Genomic DNA, 20,014 nt, shown 5'->3' with positions numbered 1-20,014 from the left:
ATTTCATGACGATCTACGCGCTGATCGGTGCCGCCGGCTACATCGCGCCACGGCACATGCGGGCGATGGCCGATACCGGCGGAAAGCTCGCGGTGGCCTATGATCCCAATGACTCCGTGGGAATCATGGACAGCCATTTTCCGGATGCCGAGTTCTTTACGGAATTTGAGCTGTTTGATCGCCACGTCGGTGCGTTGCAGCGCGACGGCAAAAAGCTCGACTACATGACGATCTGCTCGCCGAACTACCTTCACGACGCGCACTGCCGATTTGCGCTTCGCTCCGGGGTGGATGCCATCTGCGAAAAGCCGCTGGTGCTCAATCCCGGCGACATCGACGGATTGGCGGCCATCGAGCGCGATACCGGCCGGCGCATCTCCACCATTCTGCAATTGCGCCTGCATCCGGCGATCATCGCGCTTCGCGACCGCTTCGCCAATTCGAAGAAGCGCCACAAGGTGGAACTCACCTACATCACGTCGCGCGGGCGCTGGTATCACACCTCCTGGAAGGGCGCCGAGGAAAGGTCCGGCGGCGTCGCCACCAATATCGGGGTGCATTTCTTCGACATGCTGAGCTTCGTGTTCGGGCCCGCCAGCCGCAACGAGGCGCATCTGCGCGAGCCGGAGCGGGCTGCCGGCTCGCTGGAATGCGAGCGCGCTGACGTGAGCTGGTTCCTGTCGCTGGACCGCAACGACCTGCCGGAGAGCGTGAAAGGCAAGAAGACGACCTTTCGCTCCATCACCGTCGATGGCGAAGAGGTCGAGTTCTCCGAAGGATTCACCGATCTCCATACCAGGAGCTATGAAGAGATCGTCGCCGGCCGCGGCTTCCGTCTGGACGAAGTCCGCCCCTCGATCGATATCGTTTCCACGTTCCGCACGGCGCCGCTCGTTCGAAGCAATGGCGTTCACGCCTTTGCCCAGAAGGCGATGCACAAATGAGCGAGATGCGCGAGGATCCGCGCTTCCCCGGCGTGTTGATCCATCAATCGAGCTACGTCGACGACGGTGCCGTGCTTGGACGCGGCACCAAGGTCTGGCACTTCTGCCATATTCTGTCGCGCACGGTGATCGGCGAGAATTGCTCGATCGGCCAGAACGTGATGATCGGTCCAAACGTGAGGATCGGAAACGGCTGCAAGATCCAGAACAACGTCTCGATCTATGACGGCGTCGAGCTTGCGGACGACGTGTTTTGCGGTCCGAGCTGCGTCTTCACGAACGTCAACAATCCGCGCGCCGACGTTTCCAGGAAGGATGAGTTTCGCAAGACGCCGATCGGACGTGGTGTGAGCATCGGTGCCAATGCGACCATCGTCTGCGGGCATTCGTTGGGCGAATACTGCTTCATCGGGGCCGGTTCGGTGATCACGAAGGATGTCCCTGCGTTTGCATTGATGGCAGGAAATCCCGCAAGAAGGATCGGCTGGATGAGCAGGGCCGGCGAGCGGCTCGATAACGATCTGAAGTGTCCGCGGTCCGGCGAAGCTTACGTTGAAATTGATGGTCGATGCCTTCTCAAAGAGAAGCACTAGGCTGGCGTTTTTTCCAAACCAACTTCAGTTAACCCAGATGATCCCAGTCACCCATCCGGCTCCTCCGCTCACCGCGGTCGACGCGCCCAATCTTCGGCGTCTTGAGTTTCTGCTGCTTTGCGATTTCATGCCAGGCAGCGCCTCCACGATCATTGACCACGTCATGGGTCTCAAGGAGTTCTCCAGGCACTCGATCCAGATCTTCAACTCGAGGGGCGACGTCTCCAATCTGCTCGAGCTCGACCGATTTGACGGTGTCATCATCCACTATTCTCTCGTCGCCTGCATGGACACCTATATCGGCCCGAATCTGCGGGCCGCCATTTGCAGGTTCAAGGGGCTGAAGGCCGCCTTCATCCAGGATGAGTATCGCTGGATCAACGACACGATGGCCGCGTTCCGGCAACTCGGCGTCCATATCCTGTTCAGTGTCGTCCCGCAGGAGATCATGGACGACTACTATCCGCAGGATCGGCTGCCGAATGTCGTCCGGGAAACCGTGCTTACCGGCTACGTTCCGGGTGAATTGCTCGATAGGACAGTGCCGCGTCTCGAGGATCGATCCATCGATGTCGGTTACCGCGCGAGAAAGGTTCCCGACTGGTTGGGAAGCTTCGCTCAGGAGAAATGGCTGATTTCCGGTCGGTTTGAGGCGGATGCCGCCCAGTACGGACTGACCTGCGACATGTCCACGCGCGAGGAAGACCGCATCTACGGCGAGAACTGGATCAAGTTCCTTGCCAACTGCAAGGCTGTCCTCGGCACCGAAAGTGGTGCCAGCGTTTGCGACTTCACCGGCGAGATTCAGCGCAACGTGGATCAACATCTGGCCCGCGATCCGTCGGCGAGCTTCGAAACGCTGCGCGATCTGTATTTCAAGGATGAGGACAACCGAGTCATTCTTGCCGTCATCTCGCCGAGATGCTTCGAGGCGGCCGCGCTGCAAACATTGATGATCCTGTACGAGGGCACCTATTCCGGAAGGCTTGAGCCCTGGCGGCACTATGTGCCGCTGAAAAAGGATCATTCCAACATGGCCGAGGTCATGGAGGTGCTGCGCGATCCCGTGCGGGCGCAGGAGATTGTCGACCGGGCCTATCGTGAGGTGGCGCTCAATCCCGACAACAGCTTCGAGGCAATGGTCCGGCAGGTCGATCGCGCTATCGACCGTCGATATCACCCAGAAATGGCGGCAACGAAACGGTGCTATGCCGAAGGGGAGCTTGTCGCATTGGTCGCGCGCGAAAAGCGCCGCACGCGGCGACGGGAGCTGATGCAGAAAGTGATGCGGAAGGCGAAGCAGACGGTGCGCCACCGTCTGGTCGTCATCGCGAAGGTCGTTGCAGCGAATGGCGTCATCCACGTGGCGCGTTTGACGCCGGGTCCACTACGTCGTTGGGCGAAACGGATCGTTTTGAGGCACACGAGAATTCGTCGCCTGATCGGGATTGATGCGTGACAGTTGCCGTCCCACGCTGCCGGGTGCAGGGTTAATCTTCGATCGTGCGCATCCTTATCCTGCACGAACTTGACGATCTTGGCTCGGCGCGGCGTACGTCGATCAATCACGCGTTCGCACTCGTCAAATATGCCCCTCAGCACGAATACACGTTGCATAGCGCGCGCCAACCCGTCACCGCCCGTCTTCGCGAACAGGCCTTCGACGCGATCATTCTCGACACCACGTTTCTGTGCTGGAGATGGGCGAGGCCGAAATCGCTGTGGCTGGATCGGCTCCTCGATGCCTACGACTTCATCGCGAAGTCGGATGCCGTCAAGGTGGCGCTGCCCCAGGACGAGTACGACCACGCCGAAATACTCGACAACTGGCTTTCGGACTGGAAGGTCGATCTGATCTATTCCGTCTGCCACGACCATCATGCGGAGTTCTATCCTCGCGCGCGGAAGCATGCCCGGGTGCTCGAGGCGCTGACGGGATACGTTGACGACGCCGACATCGGGCTGATGCAGCGCTTTGCCGTCCCGTTCAAGGACAGGGAGATCGACGTCGGCTACAGGGCCAGGGCGCTGCCCGCCTATTTCGGAAGAATTGGCCAGGTGAAGACCGAATTGGGCGATCGCTTCCGCTCCAGCATGGCCGATCGCCAGCTGAAGCTGGATATCTCGACGCAGGCGCGCGACGCCCTCGTTGGCGACGCCTGGCTCCAGTTTCTGGGCAACAGCAAGTTCACCCTGGGCTGCGAGAGCGGAAGTTCGCTGCTGGACGCCAGGGGGGAGATCAGGGAATGCGTCGAGCGGCGGCTGCAGCGCAACCCGGCGGCCAGCTTTGAGGAATTGGAGCAGGCCTGTTTTGCCGGTCAGGATATGCGGAACGTCTATACCGCAGCAGGTCCGCGTCTGTTCGAGGCGGCGATCGCACGGTCCTGTCAGATCCTGACGCCCGGCAATTACGCCGGCGCCCTGAAGGCGGGTGAGCACTACATCGCGCTCGCGCCGGATTGCTCGAATGCCGAAGACGTCTACGAGCAGATGCTGGACGAGGACGCCAACCAGGCGCGGATCGAGGCCTGTTACCGCGCCTTGGTCGAGGATCCGAAGTTCCGCTATAGGAATTTCGTGGCAGGTCTGCTAGCGGAGGTTCGTGATGCGGCGGTCAGGAAGGGCCGACGACTCCCTGATTGCGGTAGCTCAACCGGTGCGGTAACAGACGAGCTTGCCTTACGGGAATCGTTTACCCGCGCTGTTCTTCGGGCGCATCAGCATCACATCGAGGATGTGAAGGAAATCAGGTTGCTACCCAATTTCCTTCACGCCGTTGTCGTTACGCTTGTCCGCCAGATGCTGTCACTCGCGCGCAGAATTCGCGGATAGCTTTGGTGTCTTTGCAGCGATCTTGAATATCGAGGTTCTCTGAATTCATGTGTGGCATTGCAGGATTTGCATCTCTGTCCGGTCATCCCGTCGCAAGGCGCGTCGCGTCGCTCAACGCGATGAGCAGCCTGATTGCGCATCGCGGGCCCGATGGTTCGGGGCAATGGAGCGATGACGCCGGAAGCGTCGGGCTGGTCCACCGTCGGCTTGCGATCATCGATCTGACGCCCGCCGGCGCCCAGCCCATGAAGGGGGCGAACGGCACCGTGATTTCCTACAACGGGGAAATCTACAACTTCGTCGAACTTCGCGAGCAGCTCTCGGACGGCTGGACGTTCCAGTCCCATTCGGACACGGAGGTGATCCTCGCCGCCTACGCCAAATGGGGCGAGCGCTGCGTCGATCATCTGCGCGGGATGTTCGCCTTCGCAATCTGGGACGAGAGAAACAAGAAGCTGTTTGCCGCGCGCGATCGGTTCGGGATCAAGCCGTTCTACTATACGGTGCAACAGGGGGTCTTCTACTTCGCGTCGGAGGCCAAGGCGCTGCTGCCGTTCCTGAGCGAGGTCGAAACCGACGCCGATGCGCTGAGCGAGTATCTCACGTTTCAGTACACGATCGGCAAGAAGACCCTGTTCAAGGGGATATCGGCCCTGCTGCCCGGCCATCTGCTTCGGCTCGCCGGCGGCGACGTCATGACGTCCCGGTACTGGGACGTGCAGTACGATGTCGATTTCGATCGCAGTCCCGCCTATTTCGAGCGGCGCTTCACCGAACTGCTGTCCGACTCGATGCAGGTGCATTTGCGCTCCGACGTTCCGGTCGGCGGTTACGTGTCTGGCGGTCTCGACTCCAGCCTCGTTGCGCTGATGGCCTCCAAGCTGGATCACCGCAGCCGCGACGCATTCCACGGCCGCTTTCTCGAATTTCCAGGCTATGACGAGAGCGGCTACGCCAAGACGGTGACCGATCTGGCTGATATGTCGCTCCACATGGTCGACATCACTGCCGCCGACTTCCGCAACAGCATCGGCGACGTGATCTACCATCTGGACTTTCCGGTCGCCGGACCGGGGTCGTTTCCGCAATACATGGTGTCCGCGCTGGCGGCGAAGAACGTCAAGGTCGTGCTGGGCGGACAGGGCGGCGACGAGCTGCTCGGCGGCTATGCGCGGTATCTGGTCGCCTATTTCGAGCAATGCATCAAGGCGGCGATCGACGGCACCTACCAGAGCGGCCACTACGTGGTCACGATCGAGTCGATCGTGCCCAATCTCGGTCTGCTGCGCGAATACAAGCCGATGATCAAGGAATTCTGGCGCGATGGCCTGTTCGCGGATCTTGATCGCAGGTACTTCCGCCTGGTCGATCGTTCGACCGACATGGTCGGTGAGGTCGATTGGCGCGCGTTGAACAAGGAAGCGGTGTTCGAGTCCTTCCGCGCCATTTTCAACAACCAGGACAATGTGCGGAAGGAAGCCTATTTCGACAAGATGACGCACTTCGACTTCAAGTGCCTGTTGCCGGCTCTGCTTCACGTCGAGGACCGCATGAGCATGGCGCACGGCCTGGAGAGCCGGGTGCCGTTGCTGGATCATCCCCTCGTGGAGTTTCTCGCTACCGTGCCGGCCGACGTGAAGTTTATGGGCGGGCAGATGAAGCAGCTCATGAAGACGGCTTATCGCGACACCCTGCCGAAGGCACTGCTGCAGCGCCGCGACAAGATGGGTTTCCCGGTGCCGCTGAAGGAATGGTTCGACGGCGAGCTCAAGGACTTTGTCCTGGATATCTTTGGTGAACAACGTTCGAAGCATCGCCCGTTCTTCAACAGCGATGTCGTGCTCTCCAGCTTTGGCGAGCAATCCCGCTTCTCCCGAAAGACGTGGGGTCTTCTCAGTCTGGAACTCTGGCACCAACGGTTTCATGACCGGGCGGCCGAGTTCCGCGCGATGGTCAGTGCTTAAACTTCTCAATCTGGATGGTGGCTATGAAGATATTTGTAACCGGCGGAGCCGGGCAGGTCGGATCAACGGTTATCGATATGCTGCTGTCGCGCGGCGACACGGTGGTTGCGATCGACAATTATGCGACCGGCAGAGCCGACAATCTCACCAAGCACGCAAATCTGACCCTGGTCGAGGACACGATCGCGAATGCCGCCGTGGTCGATCAGCTGTTCTCCGACTTCCGGCCTGAGGTCGTGATCCATACCGCTGCGTCCTACAAGGATCCGGAGGACTGGAGCAGCGATGCATTGGTGAACGCGGTCGGCACGGCCAACATCGCGAAGGCCTGCAAGACCTTCGGCGTATCCCGTCTGATCTACTTCCAGACGGCGCTCTGCTACGGCACCAAGCCGCTGCAGTCGCCGATCCCGCTCGACCATCCCATCAACCCGGTCAATTCCAGCTACGCCATCTCGAAGACCGCCGGCGAGCACTACGTGCAGTTCTCCGGGATCGAATGGGTGACGTTCCGCCTTGCCAACGTGATCGGGCCGCGAAACGTGTCCGGGCCGCTGCCGATCTTCTACGGGCGGCTGGCCAAGGGACAGAAATGCTTCGTCACCCCGGCGCGCCGCGACTTCTGCTACGCGGGTGATCTTGCGCGCGTCGTCGTCAAAGCCGCCGATGGTGTCGGCCGCGGCACCTATCACTTCTCTTCGGGCAAGGATGTCGCCATCAAGGAGCTCTACGATTCCGTGGTGCGCGCCATGAAGATCAATGATTACCCGGAGCCGGAAGTGAAGCCGCTCGGTCCGGACGATGCACCTTCGATCCTCCTCGACCCGTCACGTACGTTCAAGGATTTCGGCGCTGTCGAGTTCACCTCGCTCGACGAGATCGCCCGCCTGTCCGTTGAACGCTGGGAGAAGGAAGGCGTCGTCGGCGGTTATACGCACCTGAAGGAAGCGCGTGCGGAAATCCGCACCTGATCGGAACCACGAGATGCGCATCATCATCACCGGCGGCGCAGGCTGCCTCGGCTCGAACCTGATCGAGCACTGGTTGCCGCAAGGCCACGAGATTCTGGTCATCGACAATTTCGCCACCGGCAAGCGCGAGGTTGTGCCGGCGCTTCCCGGCCTGACCTTGATTGAAGGTTCGATCGCCGATCGGGATCTCGTTGCTTCGGCATTCGAGAAGTTCCGACCGACGCATGTCGTGCATTCGGCGGCTTCCTACAAGGACCTGGCGAACTGGCGGGAAGATATCGCAACCAACGTCGATGGCACCGCGAACGTGATCGACGCGGCGCGGGCCGCCGGCGCGGGCCGGATCCTGAACTTCCAGACCGTGCTGTGTTACGGCCGGCCGGAAAGCACGCCGATCCCGGTCGAGCATCCGCTGCGGCCGTTCACCAGCTATGGCATCTCGAAGGTCGCCGGTGAGCAGTACCTGGCGATGAGCGGCCTGCCTTACGTGTCGCTGCGGCTTGCCAACGTGACGGGGCCTCGCCTGGCGATTGGTCCGATCCCGACCTTCTACAAGCGCCTAAAGGCCGGGCAGGGCTGCTTCTGCAGCGACGCGCAGCGCGATTTCCTCGACATGTCCGACTTTCTGGCCGCGCTGGATCTCGCAATGGCCGAGCAGGCGCCGACCGGCGTCTTCAACGTATCGAGCGGGATCGGTCACTCGATCAAGGAAATCTACGACCTCGTGCGTTCCCACCTTGGACTGCCGGCCGATCCTGACGTGAAGGTGGTGCCGGTCGGTGATGACGACGTGCCGTCCGTCGTTCCCGATCCGAGCAGGACCCGCGCGGTTCTCGGTTGGCAAGCCAAGGTGCCATTCGATGAGACCATCAAGCGCCTGCTTGCGTGGTACGACGCCTATGGCGTGAGCGATGTCTATAGTCACCTGGCGGCACCAAAGAGCTGATCATGAAGTCATTTAACGGATCGACTATCCTCGTCGTCGGCGGAGCCGGGTTCGTCGGCTCAAATCTCGTGCGGCTGCTGCTCGAGCAGGCGCCGGCCAAGGTCATTGTCGTCGACAATCTGCTGTCGGCCGATGCCTCGAACGTGCCGCCTGATCCCCGGATCCAGTTCGTGCCGCGTCCGATCACCGAAGACGCGGTGCTGGCCGCGTTGCCGGAAGATCTCGACTTTGCCTTCCATCTTGCATGCTTCCACGGCAACCAGTCATCGATCGCCGATCCACTGGCCGATCATGACAACAACACGCTGACCAGCCTGAAGCTGTTCGAACGGCTCAAGGGCATCCGCTCGCTGCAAAAGGTGGTGTACGCCGCGGCTGGCTGTGCCGTGGCCGAGAAGACCTTTGACGGCGCCTCGGCAACGACCGAGGACGCTCCGGTCTCGCTGTTCCACGACAGCCCCTACTCGATCTCCAAGCTGATCGGGGAGATGTACGGCAACTACTACTTCACCCGGTACAAGCTGCCGTTCGTGAAGGCGCGGTTCCAGAACGTCTACGGGCCAGGCGAAATACTGGGAGCCGGCCGCTGGCGCGGCACCGTTCACACGGTTTGGCGCAATGTCACCCCGACCTTCATCTGGAAGGCTCTGCATGGCGAAGCCCTTCCGGTCGAGAATGGCGGGATCGCGTCGCGCGATTTCATCTTCGTGGAAGACATGGCGCGGGGACTGATGGCGTGCGCCCTCGGCGGTGAGCCCGGCGAAATCTACAATCTGGCGTCGGGTGTCGAGACCAGCATCCTTGATCTGGCGAAGCGGGTGAATTCGATCGCCGGCAACAAGACTCCGATCGCGCTCACGCCGGCGCGTGATTGGGACCGGTCCGGTCAGCGCTTCGGCGATCCGGGGAAGGCGCGCGAAAAGCTCGGCTTCGTCGCGAGCGTCGCGCATGAGGATGGCCTCAAGCGGACCATCGCGTGGACCCGGGAAAACCATGGCCGCATCCTTGGCTGCATGCGCAATCACGTAGCGCATGTGGCCGACGTCGCGAAGTATTCCTGATGTCGATCAAGATCCTCACTGTGGTCGGTGCGCGGCCGCAGTTCATCAAGGCCGCAGCGGTCAGCCGGGCCATTCGAGAAACGGATGGACTGACAGAGGTGATGATTCACACCGGTCAGCATTTCGATGCGAACATGTCCGATCTGTTCTTCGAGGAACTGGCCATCCCGAAGCCGAAACATCATCTGGATATCAATGGCGGCGGTCACGGCGACATGACCGGGCGGATGTTGATGGAAATCGAGCCGATCCTGCTTGCCGAAAAGCCGGACTGGGTCGTGGTCTACGGCGACACCAATTCGACGCTGGCTGGTTCGCTGGCGGCGGCCAAGATTCACATTCCGGTCGCCCATGTCGAAGCCGGGCTGCGTTCCTTCAACCGGCGCATGCCTGAAGAGCTGAACCGGATCGTGACGGATCATCTCTCGACGCTTCACCTCTGTCCCACCGCAACCGCAATCGCGAACCTTGCGGCCGAGGGCGTGGTCAAGGGCGTGCATCACGTCGGCGATGTGATGTACGATGCCACCCTGTTCGCTCTGGAAAAGGCCGAGGTCAGCTCCACCATCCTGAACGAACTGGGGCTGCAACCCGGGCAATACGGGCTTGCCACCGTGCACCGCGCTGAGAACACCGACGATCCGGAGCGGCTCCGTGATGTCGTTCAATTCCTGCTGGAGCAGTCGCGCGGGCGCACCGTGGTCCTGCCGTTGCATCCGCGTACCCGAGGTGCCGCCTCGCGGTTGGGTGTGAGCCTGGAAGGGCTGCGTATCATTGACCCGGTCGGTTATCTCGACATGGCGAAGCTGCTGCACCACGCGACCGAAGTGTACACGGACTCCGGCGGCCTGCAGAAGGAAGCCTACTTTCATCGCGTGCCGTGCGTGACGCTGCGCGACGAAACCGAGTGGACCGAGACGGTTACAAACGGCTGGAACCGGCTCTGGAAGGGACCGGCGCATCGGGCGCGGAACGACATCACCGACTACGGCCAGGGACGGGCAGCTTTCGAGATCGCGGAACTGCTGCGAGACCAGGCCCCGCTGCGGGCAGCAAGCTGAGATCGTTACCAACGGGATTCGTACCCGTTGGCCTCCTGGCGGCTGTCCAGCATCTCAAGCAGTCATCGTCACTTTGCCGCGAGCCCGACTTGGTCTGCTCGTGGTGAGGCGTAAACTCCAGTCCAAGAGGTCGACCTTGGAAATCAACGGCAAGAAGTTCCTCGTCATCGGCGGAGCGGGATTGATCGGCTCGCATGCGGTCGAACAGCTCGCGAAGCACGATGTCGGCGAGATCGTGATCTTCGATAATTTCGCGCGCGGCTCGCTCGAGAATGTCGAGCGGGTGCTCAGCGATCCGCGCGTCAAGATATTCGAGGCAGGTGGCGACGTCTGCCAATCCGATATCCTTGACGCCGCGATGAAGGGCAAGGATGGCGTGTTCCATTTTGCCGCGCTGTGGCTGTTGCAATGCCATGAATTCCCGCGGGCGGCCTTCGACACCAATATCCGGGGCACGTTCAACGTGCTCGAAGCCTGCGTCGCGAACCGGATCAAGCGTCTCGTCTATTCCTCTTCGGCCTCGGTTTACGGCGATGCGGTCGAGGAGCCGATGACCGAAGACCATCCGTTCAACAACAAGAATTTCTACGGCGCGACCAAGATCGCCGGCGAAGCGATGGCGACGGCGTTCTGTCACCGTTATGGCCTGCCTGCGGTCGGCTTGCGCTACATGAACGTCTACGGGCCGCGTCAGGATTATCAGGGCGCCTATATCGCGGTCATCATGAAGATGCTCGACGCGATCGACCGCGGCGAAGGGCCGACCATTCTGGGAGACGGTTCGGAAGCCTTCGACTTCGTTTCAGTGCTCGATTGCGCGCGGGCAAATCTCTGCGCGATGTCGGCCGATACGGTTGCCCGCTACTACAATGTCGGGACCGGCGAGCGAACGTCGCTCAAGGAGCTTGCGGAAATGCTGCTCCAGCTGACCGGGTCGAACCAGCCGATCAAGTACGCGCCACGCAGCAACGCGACCTTCGTGCGCAATCGGGTCGGCTCCACGAAGCGCGCGGCCGAGGAGATCGGCTTCACCGCCGAAGTCGATTTGCGTGAGGGACTGCAGATGCTGATCGAATGGCGGTCGAAGCATCGGGCCGGCCTCGAGCGGCGGCGCGCCAAGGCCGGCATTGAGTAAGGCTCTGCAGTCCAGGATCGGACGGATCTAGATATGTGCGGCGTCGCGGGCATTCTTAACCTCGATGGGCGGCCAGTGTCCTCGCACGTTCTGCGTGCGATGACGCAGGCGATCGCCCATCGTGGCCCTGACGGCGAAGGCCAATGGATTGACGGTTCGATCGGTCTCGGGCATCGCCGGCTGGCGATCATCGATCTGAGCCCGACCGGCGCGCAGCCGATGCAAACGGCGGATGGCCGGTTTGTGATTTCCTACAATGGCGAAATCTACAACTATCGGGAACTTCGTGCCGAGCTCGAAGCCCAGGGACATGTCTTCAGGTCCAGCAGCGATACCGAGGTCCTCTTGCAGGCGATCGCGGCGTGGGGACTGGGTGCCCTGCAGCGTTTCAACGGCATGTTTGCCTTCGCGCTGTGGGACCGCAAGGAGCGCAGACTTACGCTTGCGAGGGATCGCTACGGCATCAAGCCGCTGTACTACTGGTTGGGTGGCAACCAGTTGCTGTTCGCGTCGGAATCGAAGGCGTTTCGCGCCGTTCCGAACTTCAACGCGCAGCTCGATTCCGAGGGTTTGCTCGAGTACTTCACATTCCAGAATTTCTTCACGGACCGCACCTTGCTCAAGGGCGTCCGTATCCTACCCGCGGGCTGCTATATCAGCGTATCGAGCGAGGCAGGCGCCGGAACGCAGCCGAAGCTGACGCGCTACTGGGACTACAATTTCCAGGAGCCGGAAACGGCGCGGTCCGAAGCGGACTATCAAGAAGAGGTCGATCATCTGCTTCAACAGGCGGTGAAGCGGCAGCTCGTCTCTGATGTCGACGTCGGGGCGTATCTGTCGGGCGGAATGGACTCGGGAACGATTACCGCGATCGCGGCGCAATCGCTCAGCTACATGCGGACGTTCACCTGCGGTTTCGACCTGAGCTCGGTATCCGGCATCGAGCTCCAATACGACGAGCGTGCCGCCTCGGAAAGAATGTCGTATCTGTTTCGCACCGAGCACTACGAAATGGTGCTCAAATCGGGCGACATGGAGCGCGTTCTTCCCAAGCTGGCCTGGCATCTGGAAGAGCCGCGCGTCGGACAGAGCTATCCGAACTACTACGTCGCGCAGCTCGCCAGCAAGTTCAACAAGGTCGTCCTTGCGGGAACGGGCGGCGACGAGATCTTCGGTGGCTACCCCTGGCGCTACTACCGCGCGGTCGTGAACCAGAGCTTCGAGGAATATATCGACAAGTACTACGAGTACTGGCAGCGGCTTGTACCGAACACTGTGCTGAAGCGCGTCTTCGCACCGATCTGGGGCGACGTGCAGGGCGTCTCGACCCGTGATATCTTCAGGGACATGTTCAATCAGCACGCCGAGCGTCTGACCCGCCCGGAGGATTACGTCAATCATTCGCTCTATCTGGAGGCCAAGACCTTTCTCCACGGCTTGTTGACCATGGAAGACAAGCTCTCGATGGCGCATTCGCTAGAGACGCGCGTTCCGTTCCTCGACAACGATCTTGTCGACTTTGCCATGAAGCTGCCGGTCCGGATGAAGCTCGGAAAGCTCGATGAAGTCGTGGCATTGGACGAAAACGAGCTGGGCAGGAAGACGGCCCGCTACTTTCAGAAGGCCCGTGATGGCAAGATGCTGCTGCGAAACGTGATGCAGCAGCACATTCCCCAGGAAGTCGTGGAACGCGAGAAGCAGGGCTTCTCCGGTCCTGACGCAAGCTGGTTCAAGGGCCAAAGCATCGACTTCGTCCGCAACGTCCTGTTCGATGATCGGGCGAAGATCTATCGCTATCTCGATCCCAAGCCGATCAGGGAGTTGGTCGACGATCATCTCAACGGTCGGGAGAATCGCAGACTGCTGATATGGTCGCTGATCAACGTCGAATACGCGTTGCGCGCGCATGTTGAGAACTGCGGATGATATCCCGGCAAGGGGTGATTCCCTCGCAGCTTCCTTGGTCCCTAAGAAAGCGAAAGCGCGATCTTAACAAAGACAAAATGTCGGCCAGATGTATGCAGAGCTGCGTCGTTTCGAAAGTCGGCGTGCCGCGCGTTGAAGCCGTCGACCGCTCTTTCGATGTCGGAGCCACGCGGCTCGTCTCACGCAAGAAGACGCGCGGCCGGGCAAATCCGCCACTTGATCGAGAGTGGTCGGCTGACCAGCTAAGGTCGGAAACGCGTACGCGGTCGCTCGGCTCCCGGTCAATCGGGTGGGCCGGACCACGAAAGGTCGACAGTTTGAGGTCGTTGATAAGATCGAATCCCTTCACCATGATGCGCCGTGCCAAGGAATGGAAGGACTCCGCGGAGGCGGGCATTTCCGAACTGAAGGCGGAGGTTGACGTGTTGCGCGACGGACTAACCGTCGCACAATCACGGATCGCCGAACTCGAAGCGCAACGAGCTGATGCTCAGTTGGGCGCCTCTCACGCCAGAGATCCATCCGTGGCTACGGACGCGAAATCGTTGCGCGGGCGCCTCGCAGCAGTGAAATTGTTGACCGGGAATTACGCTTCGGTCTTGTTCCGACTGGTCGGCAGCAAGTCTCGCCGTTTGCGTCTTTTGCCGATCCGCGCATCGACTTCACTTCTTTTTCTGCAAGTTAGAGCTGACCTTTCTCCAGATCTGGTTGGGCTTGCACCGAGCAAGTCAGAGTTGCGGGCATGGGCCCGCGATCCGGCCGTCGAGTGGAAACTGGGTGAGTGCATATCCGCTGATCCTCAACCTCGCCGCGATGAGTGGTCAGTGGACGATTTCCTGGCAGTTCGTCAGCTGATCGCATCGTCGACAGCTGACAACGAGCTTGTATGGAGAAGTTTGATAGCATCTGATCAGGCAATTGACGGTGTAAAGACCTGGCCTTTTGGATTCCGGCCCGAACACGCTGATCCCGACGTTCGCCGCCGTCGGCTGATGATCGCGGTTGGTCTTGCCCTTCCTAAAAGCTTGACGGCGCTGCACCAGATTGAAGCCGCGGGGCAGCCGGCCACGCACAATCCGCCCTTTGGCGAGGAGCCGATCCAAGACGTTCCCCCACCCAAAGGGGAGCCTGCCGTTGCCCGCCGCCGTTCGGTTCTTTTCGTCAATCCGAGCTATTACAATTTCCACTTTCTGGCCGACTCCTTGCGCAAGCGCGGCTGGGACGCCCTGTCGATGGCAATCATTGACCCGAAGTCCGAATACGCCCAGCATTTCCACGGCCATGATTGGAACCTGTTCGAAACGGACGCCGACAAACAACAACAGGTCTTGCGTGAACGCTTCCAGGAGGCGGCTGAACGATTTGACATGTTTCATTTCGCCGGCGTCGGGACCCTTTCCTTCTTCCCCTACAACTATGACACCTCGAGGGATCACGATCGCGTCCCTTGGGATGTGTTGGACTTGAAGCGGCGCGGCGCGAAGATCGCCTACAGCATTACCGGATGCCATGACTTGATCACGCAAACAGGCTTCGAGGCCTGGAGCCCTGGCATGTGCCCGAAATGCGCGTGGCGCGACCGGCCAGAGATCTGTTCCAATCATCGCATGTCTGCTTGGGGCTGGAAGGTCGTGCAACTGGCGGATCTCATCTGCATAGAGACCGATCCACCGCTCGACTTTCGTGATACGGCCGCGGTTTTTCGTGAGCCGCTGTCCTTTGCTATCGATCCCGAGTTCTGGCGTCCTGAGCTTGGGCAGAGTATCCCGGTGCCCGGGTTGTGGCGCGAGCCCAAGGCCGACGGTGAAATCCTGATCTATCATTCGGTCGGCAATTACGAAATGCGTACCCGCCAAGGCGTCAACGTCAAAGGAACGGGTGCCGTTGTTGCCGCGATCGATAGGCTGAAGGCGGAGGGCCATCCGGTTCGGTTGCTATTCCGCAAGGACGTGCCGAGCGTCGACAACCGCTGGATGCTCGCCCAAGCCGACATCATCGTCGATCAGCTCAACTATGGCCGCTACGGCGCGACTGCGCGGGAAGGCATGATGCTCGGTCGGCCCGTCGTGGGCCGGGTAAACAAGGTCGAAGCCCGCGGTCTGCCTGCCGTCCGGGCCATTGCCGAGTGTCCGATCGTCGACGCGTCGGAGGAAACCATCTATGAGGTGCTCCGAAGGCTGGTTACCGACCCAGGCGAACGTTCCCGTATCGGCGCCGTGAGCCGTGCACACGCGATGCGCTGGTGGTCGAAAGACGTGTTGGCTGAACGCTATGAGCGGGTTTATGACCACCTGCACGAGCACGGCCGCCCGCCCGCGACGCTAGAGTGAGAGCGAATGCCTTCGCCAAATATCGATTTGACAGGTAGCCACGTGTTGCTGACGGGCGCAGCCGGGTTCCTGGGCTCAAGGTTGCTGCGCCTCTTGCAAAGCAGGGGAGTTGCTGTAACGGCGTTGATCAGGCCGGGCGCGCCGCTTGCTGGCGATACGAATGCGCGCACCGTGGAAGCCGATCTATCAGGCGATTTTTCGCCGGACCTGCAACAAGTTGGTCGAGTCGATGCAATCATTCACCTTGCGCAGGCTGGCGGCTGGAAGGACTTTCCCAGGCAGACGGGTGCCATAGCAGCGGTGTCGATCGCCGCAGCTGCTCGTTTGGCGGAGTACGGTGTTAGCCATGGCGCCCGCCAATTCATCCTGGCTTCGTCCGGTGGAATCTATGGACCATCCGCCCAGGCCCTGACCGAGGATGCGCCAATTCGGCCGACCAGCGAGCTTGGCTTCTACCTCCAGGCAAAGGCTTCAGCCGAAACGTTGTTGCAGTGTTTCGAGCCGCATCTTGTTGTCTCGCGCCTCAGATATTTCTTCATATACGGCCCCGGGCAAAGTGAGGACTTTCTCATAGCGCGGATCAGCAGGTCAATTGCGCGCGGAGAGTCGATACGTCTTGGCGAGGCGTGTGGTCCGCGCCTCAACCCAATCTATGTCGACGATGCAGCGCGGGCGACTATGGCGGCACTGGACCTCAAAGAGTCTTGTGCTATCAATGTCGCTGGCCCGGAGATCGCGTCACTTCGGGAGATTGCGGAGCTAATTGCGAACGTATCGAATCATCGCGTCGCGATTGAGCCTGTCGACAAGTCACCTGACCACTATGTGGGCGCGACCGACCGAATGGTGAAACTGCTCGGGTCGCCGACGATTGGACTCAAGGACGGAATATCCCGCGTGTGCCATCTCGAGAAGGCTGAATGACTATGGATTGGCTGCGAACTTCTTGGCGTGACGTCGAAGTCGACGAAAGTGATGATCTTCTTGAGCCCGTTCTCGATGATCCTGCAGAACACGCCTGTGCTGTAGAATTTGGCCAAATCAGTGGAAAGCTCATTTCGCCCGACTCAGGCCTGCCACTGCATTTCAACGGTGTCGATCTGTCCACGAATTCAGGCGAATTGTTTCCCATCGACAATAGGTTGCCCGTTCTTTTGCCCCAAGCCGCTCGGCATTTCGCTGATCGGAACATCGAGACCCTGTCGATCGGCTCGATAAAGAGCGCCTTTGATCAGTATCTGTACTTGTGCGCCGTCAAGAACGCTGGAGGCGAACTGAATACGCCATTCGACGATCCCTGGTACAAGCGCCACTTGTTCCGCTCTCGCGTCTTGCTCGCCACCGCCCGTGGGCTAGTTCTGGACATTGGTTGCGATAGCCCGGATTTGAGCCGGCGCATGTTCCCGCCCTCTTGCGAATATCTTGGGATCGAACCATCGCTCGGCAGAAGCGAGCAATTTCGCGTTGTTGGCATGGCCGAGTTTCTTCCGTTTGCTGAGGCCACGTTCGATTGCGTGTCTTTCCTGACCAGCCTTGATCACGTTTTTGATTACCATACTGCAATCGCGGAAGCGGCGCGTGTCCTGAAGCCAGGCGGAAAGCTGTACTTGGCAACCCTGATCTGGACTGAAAGCGCCGAGCTCTATCGAGATGCAATTCACTTCCATCACTTCCGTGACTATGAGATTCAAGGTGCTTTGAGGGGATTCTCGATCGCACATATCAAGCGATACGGTTGGAAAGGTGATAGGCATCGCTTCGGGGTGTATCTCGAAGCGACAAAATTGTAGATTCTAAGAGGGAATATGCGCTCCAATTGCCCCAACGCTTCGGCATTGGACATCGATGGCGGCGACGGATCGAATGATTGATGGCGTCGCGGAGCGTTTTCAGTTGAGGATGGGTTACTGAGGCCGATGCATTTTGGAACTGGACGGTACTGTCAGAACGACGGACTTGAAGGAGCTTGTCTTAAGCTCCTTTCGCAACCGGTTCATCTAAAGAGTGGATTGGACTGACCGCGGATGTCGCCAGATCGTCAGCACTCATTGGAATTCGGTGACTTCACTGAGGCAGGTTATCGACAACTGCTTCGGCTTGCCAAATCGTCCTATCGGGCCGTTGATTTCCCCTCAGCCGGTGCCAGCGGCACGATTCTTTGGCGCCACGACTGTGACGTATCGATGCATCGCGCTGCGAAGGTTGCCGAGATCGAGGCTGAGGAGGGCGTGAAGGCAACCTATTTCCTGCTTCCGAGGTGTCTCTACTACAATCTGATGTCGGCCGACGTTGCTGAATGCGTACGCCGCATAAAGTCGCTGGGGCACGACATCGCGTTGCATTTCGACCCGACATATTATGGTGAGATGCTGCGTGGGCAGGCGTTGTTGAACGCAATAACCCGTGAACGCGATTTGATCGCAGACGAATTTGGTTCACCGCCAGTGGCGATTAGTTTTCACCTGTTCGGCATTCTTGATCAATCCGAACTCGAGGATGATATCGTCGCTGGCATGATCAACGCATACGGCCGCTCGCTTAAGGCGAGTTATGGCTATGTGTCCGATAGCAACGGCGTCTGGCGCTACCGGCGTCTCAAGACGGTGCTCGAGGAGGCTACGGAGGAGCGGCTGCAGGTGCTTACGCATCCGGAGTGGTGGACTCCCGAGATCATGCCACCGCGGGCTCGGCTGCAAAGAGCCATTGACGGCTACGCGAGCGCGATGGGTCGTTGGTATGACGAAATAACAGCCAGACACGATCGTCCGAACATCCGATGAACGATCCGACGGCCAGAGACACGTAATGCATCGGGTTGTTCTACGGACCGGATTCGGCGAGAACATTTTTGCGCGCCTGAATATCCCGCATGAAATGATGCGTACTTTGACCCTGAAAGTATTTGAACGACCGATTGCTAGTTCTTTACCTGATTGTCGGGTGGTCCGGCATTCGTGGTCACTCCGATTGATCGCAGGGCGCGCTTGGCTCGCGGTCCAGAGGCGGATGCTAATTGTGCCAGAATGGCGTTACATCTGTCGGCGTAGGCAGCGGGCCAAGGCATGATGTCGCGGGCCGTTGCCATCACCTGCCAAGGTGTCTCCAAGAGCTTTGCGCTTGTCGACGGCGGAAGCGCCTGGCGGCTCGCGTTCGGGCTGGGACGCGACGTTCCTCATTTTACGGCGCTCGAAGGCGTCAGCTTCGATGTGCCCAAGGGAGAGTTCCTCGGCGTGCTCGGCCGCAACGGGGCCGGCAAATCCACGCTGCTTCGGGTCATCGGCGGCGTCTACGCGCCGGATACCGGCCGGGTCGCGGTGCACGGGGCGATGTCGGGCCTCTATGAACTCGGACTGGTCGGCAATCCGGAGCTCACGGGACGACAATATGCCGACCGGCTGCTGACCGTGCATGGATTTTCGCCGAGCGAGCGTGCGGCAATGATCTCGGATATCCACGATTTCTCCGAACTCGGAGACCGATTCGAGGATCCGGTGCTGACATACTCGGCCGGGATGAGCGCGCGGCTCTATTTCTCGACCGCGACGGCCGGACAGTATGAGGTCTATCTCCTCGATGAGGTGCTGGCGGTCGGCGATCAGCACTTTCAGTCGAAGTGCTGGCGGCGGTTGCGGGAACGGGTATCGGGCGGGGCGTCCGGGGTCCTCGTGACGCACGACTGGTCCGCGATCGTACGCCTGTGCGAAACGGCGCACGTCCTGGACCGTGGCAAGGTGGTCTTTTCGGGGCCGGCCGAGCGTGCCGTCAGGCGCTACCTCTACGGCGAGCAGGCAAAGTCGACATACCGCGACGGAATTGCGCGATTCGCGGGTGCGCCTGTCTACCCGCGCACGATCATGACGGGAGCGGATTTCAGGCTTGAGGCAGAGGTCGAGATACTCACCCGGGCGGAGGTTGGCATGGTGGTTGCGGTCGAGCGCCTGCAGCCGGCCTACGGCTGGGAGACAGGGCTGATGACGCGTCGGCACACGCCTGTTGGCGAGGATCCCGGGCGCTATGCGATCGGCGTCGATATCCCGGCATTGCCACTTGCGCCTGGCAGCTACCAGATCAGCCTGCACCTCGTGATGCCGGATCCACACAATTCGGTGGTCAAAATTGTTCTCGATGGATTCAGTTGGCTCGACGGCAACGGACTCGGGCTCGACGTCGAGGGGATGGAAGGGCGCGGATTTAGCCTGCCAGCCAAGTGGAAGGTGATTGGTTGATGCGCGCGGCAATTCGGGTGAGAGA

The 20,014-nt window shown here is 60.2% G+C and carries 16 protein-coding genes; all 16 read left to right on the top strand.

Annotated elements, in window-relative coordinates:
* Nucleotides 1-5 precede the first annotated feature (5 nt).
* Entirely contained in the window at nt 6-944 is a 939-nt protein-coding gene (locus HAP48_RS47655) for a Gfo/Idh/MocA family oxidoreductase (protein ID WP_166207663.1), read from the top strand.
* Complete coding sequence (locus tag HAP48_RS47650) at nt 941-1,537, top strand: acyltransferase (RefSeq protein ID WP_084518385.1); 597 nt, start codon at nt 941-943, stop codon at nt 1,535-1,537. The genes HAP48_RS47655 and HAP48_RS47650 overlap by 4 nt, the downstream gene beginning before the upstream one ends.
* On the top strand, nt 1,497-2,996 hold the full coding sequence (locus HAP48_RS47645) for a hypothetical protein (RefSeq protein ID WP_166207660.1): 1,500 nt from the start codon (nt 1,497-1,499) through the stop codon (nt 2,994-2,996). The genes HAP48_RS47650 and HAP48_RS47645 overlap by 41 nt, the downstream gene beginning before the upstream one ends.
* Before the next feature lie 44 nt (nt 2,997-3,040).
* Nucleotides 3,041-4,369 (top strand): hypothetical protein, encoded by a 1,329-nt coding sequence (locus HAP48_RS47640; RefSeq protein WP_166207657.1) that lies wholly within the window; start codon nt 3,041-3,043, stop codon nt 4,367-4,369.
* A 47-nt stretch (nt 4,370-4,416) separates the two neighbouring features.
* Entirely contained in the window at nt 4,417-6,333 is a 1,917-nt protein-coding gene (asnB, locus tag HAP48_RS47635) for an asparagine synthase (glutamine-hydrolyzing) (protein WP_166207654.1), read from the top strand.
* A 23-nt stretch (nt 6,334-6,356) separates the two neighbouring features.
* A complete protein-coding gene (locus tag HAP48_RS47630; protein WP_166207651.1) occupies nt 6,357-7,304 on the top strand; it encodes an NAD-dependent epimerase/dehydratase family protein in 948 nt (315 codons plus the stop codon).
* 13 nt (nt 7,305-7,317) lie between these two features.
* The gene (locus tag HAP48_RS47625) at nt 7,318-8,250 is read left to right on the top strand and encodes an NAD-dependent epimerase/dehydratase family protein (protein WP_166207648.1); all 933 of its coding nucleotides are present in this window, start codon (nt 7,318-7,320) and stop codon (nt 8,248-8,250) included.
* 2 nt (nt 8,251-8,252) lie between these two features.
* Nucleotides 8,253-9,311, top strand: a complete 1,059-nt coding sequence (locus HAP48_RS47620) for an NAD-dependent epimerase/dehydratase family protein (RefSeq protein ID WP_166207645.1) — start codon at nt 8,253-8,255, stop codon at nt 9,309-9,311.
* The gene (gene wecB, locus HAP48_RS47615; RefSeq protein ID WP_166207642.1) at nt 9,311-10,372 is read left to right on the top strand and encodes a non-hydrolyzing UDP-N-acetylglucosamine 2-epimerase; all 1,062 of its coding nucleotides are present in this window, start codon (nt 9,311-9,313) and stop codon (nt 10,370-10,372) included. Before HAP48_RS47620 ends, wecB begins: the two co-directional genes overlap by 1 nt.
* Nucleotides 10,373-10,508: 136 nt before the next feature.
* The gene (locus tag HAP48_RS47610) at nt 10,509-11,507 is read left to right on the top strand and encodes an NAD-dependent epimerase/dehydratase family protein (RefSeq protein ID WP_165124653.1); all 999 of its coding nucleotides are present in this window, start codon (nt 10,509-10,511) and stop codon (nt 11,505-11,507) included.
* Between the two features lie 33 nt (nt 11,508-11,540).
* Nucleotides 11,541-13,433: an asparagine synthase (glutamine-hydrolyzing) gene (gene asnB / locus HAP48_RS47605; RefSeq protein ID WP_166207639.1), complete on the top strand. Its 1,893-nt coding sequence runs from the start codon at nt 11,541-11,543 to the stop codon at nt 13,431-13,433.
* Nucleotides 13,434-13,783: 350 nt separating this feature from the next.
* Nucleotides 13,784-15,763 (top strand): glycosyltransferase, encoded by a 1,980-nt coding sequence (locus HAP48_RS47600; RefSeq protein ID WP_166207636.1) that lies wholly within the window; start codon nt 13,784-13,786, stop codon nt 15,761-15,763.
* A gap of 6 nt (nt 15,764-15,769) precedes the next feature.
* Nucleotides 15,770-16,687: an NAD-dependent epimerase/dehydratase family protein gene (locus HAP48_RS47595; RefSeq protein ID WP_166207633.1), complete on the top strand. Its 918-nt coding sequence runs from the start codon at nt 15,770-15,772 to the stop codon at nt 16,685-16,687.
* Nucleotides 16,684-17,553, top strand: a complete 870-nt coding sequence (locus tag HAP48_RS47590) for a class I SAM-dependent methyltransferase (protein WP_166207630.1) — start codon at nt 16,684-16,686, stop codon at nt 17,551-17,553. Before HAP48_RS47595 ends, HAP48_RS47590 begins: the two co-directional genes overlap by 4 nt.
* A gap of 234 nt (nt 17,554-17,787) precedes the next feature.
* Complete coding sequence (locus HAP48_RS47585; protein ID WP_166207627.1) at nt 17,788-18,543, top strand: polysaccharide deacetylase family protein; 756 nt, start codon at nt 17,788-17,790, stop codon at nt 18,541-18,543.
* 282 nt (nt 18,544-18,825) lie between these two features.
* On the top strand, nt 18,826-19,989 hold the full coding sequence (locus tag HAP48_RS47580; RefSeq protein WP_225024737.1) for an ABC transporter ATP-binding protein: 1,164 nt from the start codon (nt 18,826-18,828) through the stop codon (nt 19,987-19,989).
* Nucleotides 19,990-20,014: the final 25 nt, after the last annotated feature.

This window comes from Bradyrhizobium septentrionale (genome assembly GCF_011516645.4).
GTDB classification, from domain to species: Bacteria; Pseudomonadota; Alphaproteobacteria; order Rhizobiales; family Xanthobacteraceae; genus Bradyrhizobium; species Bradyrhizobium septentrionale.
Note: the sequence above shows the minus strand (reverse complement) of the source record. Positions and strands in the feature narration are given on the sequence as shown.

Bases quoted from the DNA above. Each gene is read 5' to 3' on its own strand.
- HAP48_RS47655 (WP_166207663.1), top strand. From the start codon at position 6: ATGACGATCTACGCGCTGATCGGTGCCGCCGGCTACATCGCGCCACGG.
- HAP48_RS47650 (WP_084518385.1), top strand. From the start codon at position 941: ATGAGCGAGATGCGCGAGGATCCGCGCTTCCCCGGCGTGTTGATCCAT.
- asnB (WP_166207654.1), top strand. From the start codon at position 4,417: ATGTGTGGCATTGCAGGATTTGCATCTCTGTCCGGTCATCCCGTCGCA.
- HAP48_RS47630 (WP_166207651.1), top strand. From the start codon at position 6,357: ATGAAGATATTTGTAACCGGCGGAGCCGGGCAGGTCGGATCAACGGTT.
- HAP48_RS47625 (WP_166207648.1), top strand. From the start codon at position 7,318: ATGCGCATCATCATCACCGGCGGCGCAGGCTGCCTCGGCTCGAACCTG.
- HAP48_RS47620 (WP_166207645.1), top strand. From the start codon at position 8,253: ATGAAGTCATTTAACGGATCGACTATCCTCGTCGTCGGCGGAGCCGGG.
- wecB (WP_166207642.1), top strand. From the start codon at position 9,311: ATGTCGATCAAGATCCTCACTGTGGTCGGTGCGCGGCCGCAGTTCATC.
- asnB (WP_166207639.1), top strand. From the start codon at position 11,541: ATGTGCGGCGTCGCGGGCATTCTTAACCTCGATGGGCGGCCAGTGTCC.
- HAP48_RS47600 (WP_166207636.1), top strand. From the start codon at position 13,784: ATGATGCGCCGTGCCAAGGAATGGAAGGACTCCGCGGAGGCGGGCATT.
- HAP48_RS47595 (WP_166207633.1), top strand. From the start codon at position 15,770: ATGCCTTCGCCAAATATCGATTTGACAGGTAGCCACGTGTTGCTGACG.
- HAP48_RS47590 (WP_166207630.1), top strand. From the start codon at position 16,684: ATGACTATGGATTGGCTGCGAACTTCTTGGCGTGACGTCGAAGTCGAC.
- HAP48_RS47585 (WP_166207627.1), top strand. From the start codon at position 17,788: ATGTCGCCAGATCGTCAGCACTCATTGGAATTCGGTGACTTCACTGAG.
- HAP48_RS47580 (WP_225024737.1), top strand. From the start codon at position 18,826: ATGATGTCGCGGGCCGTTGCCATCACCTGCCAAGGTGTCTCCAAGAGC.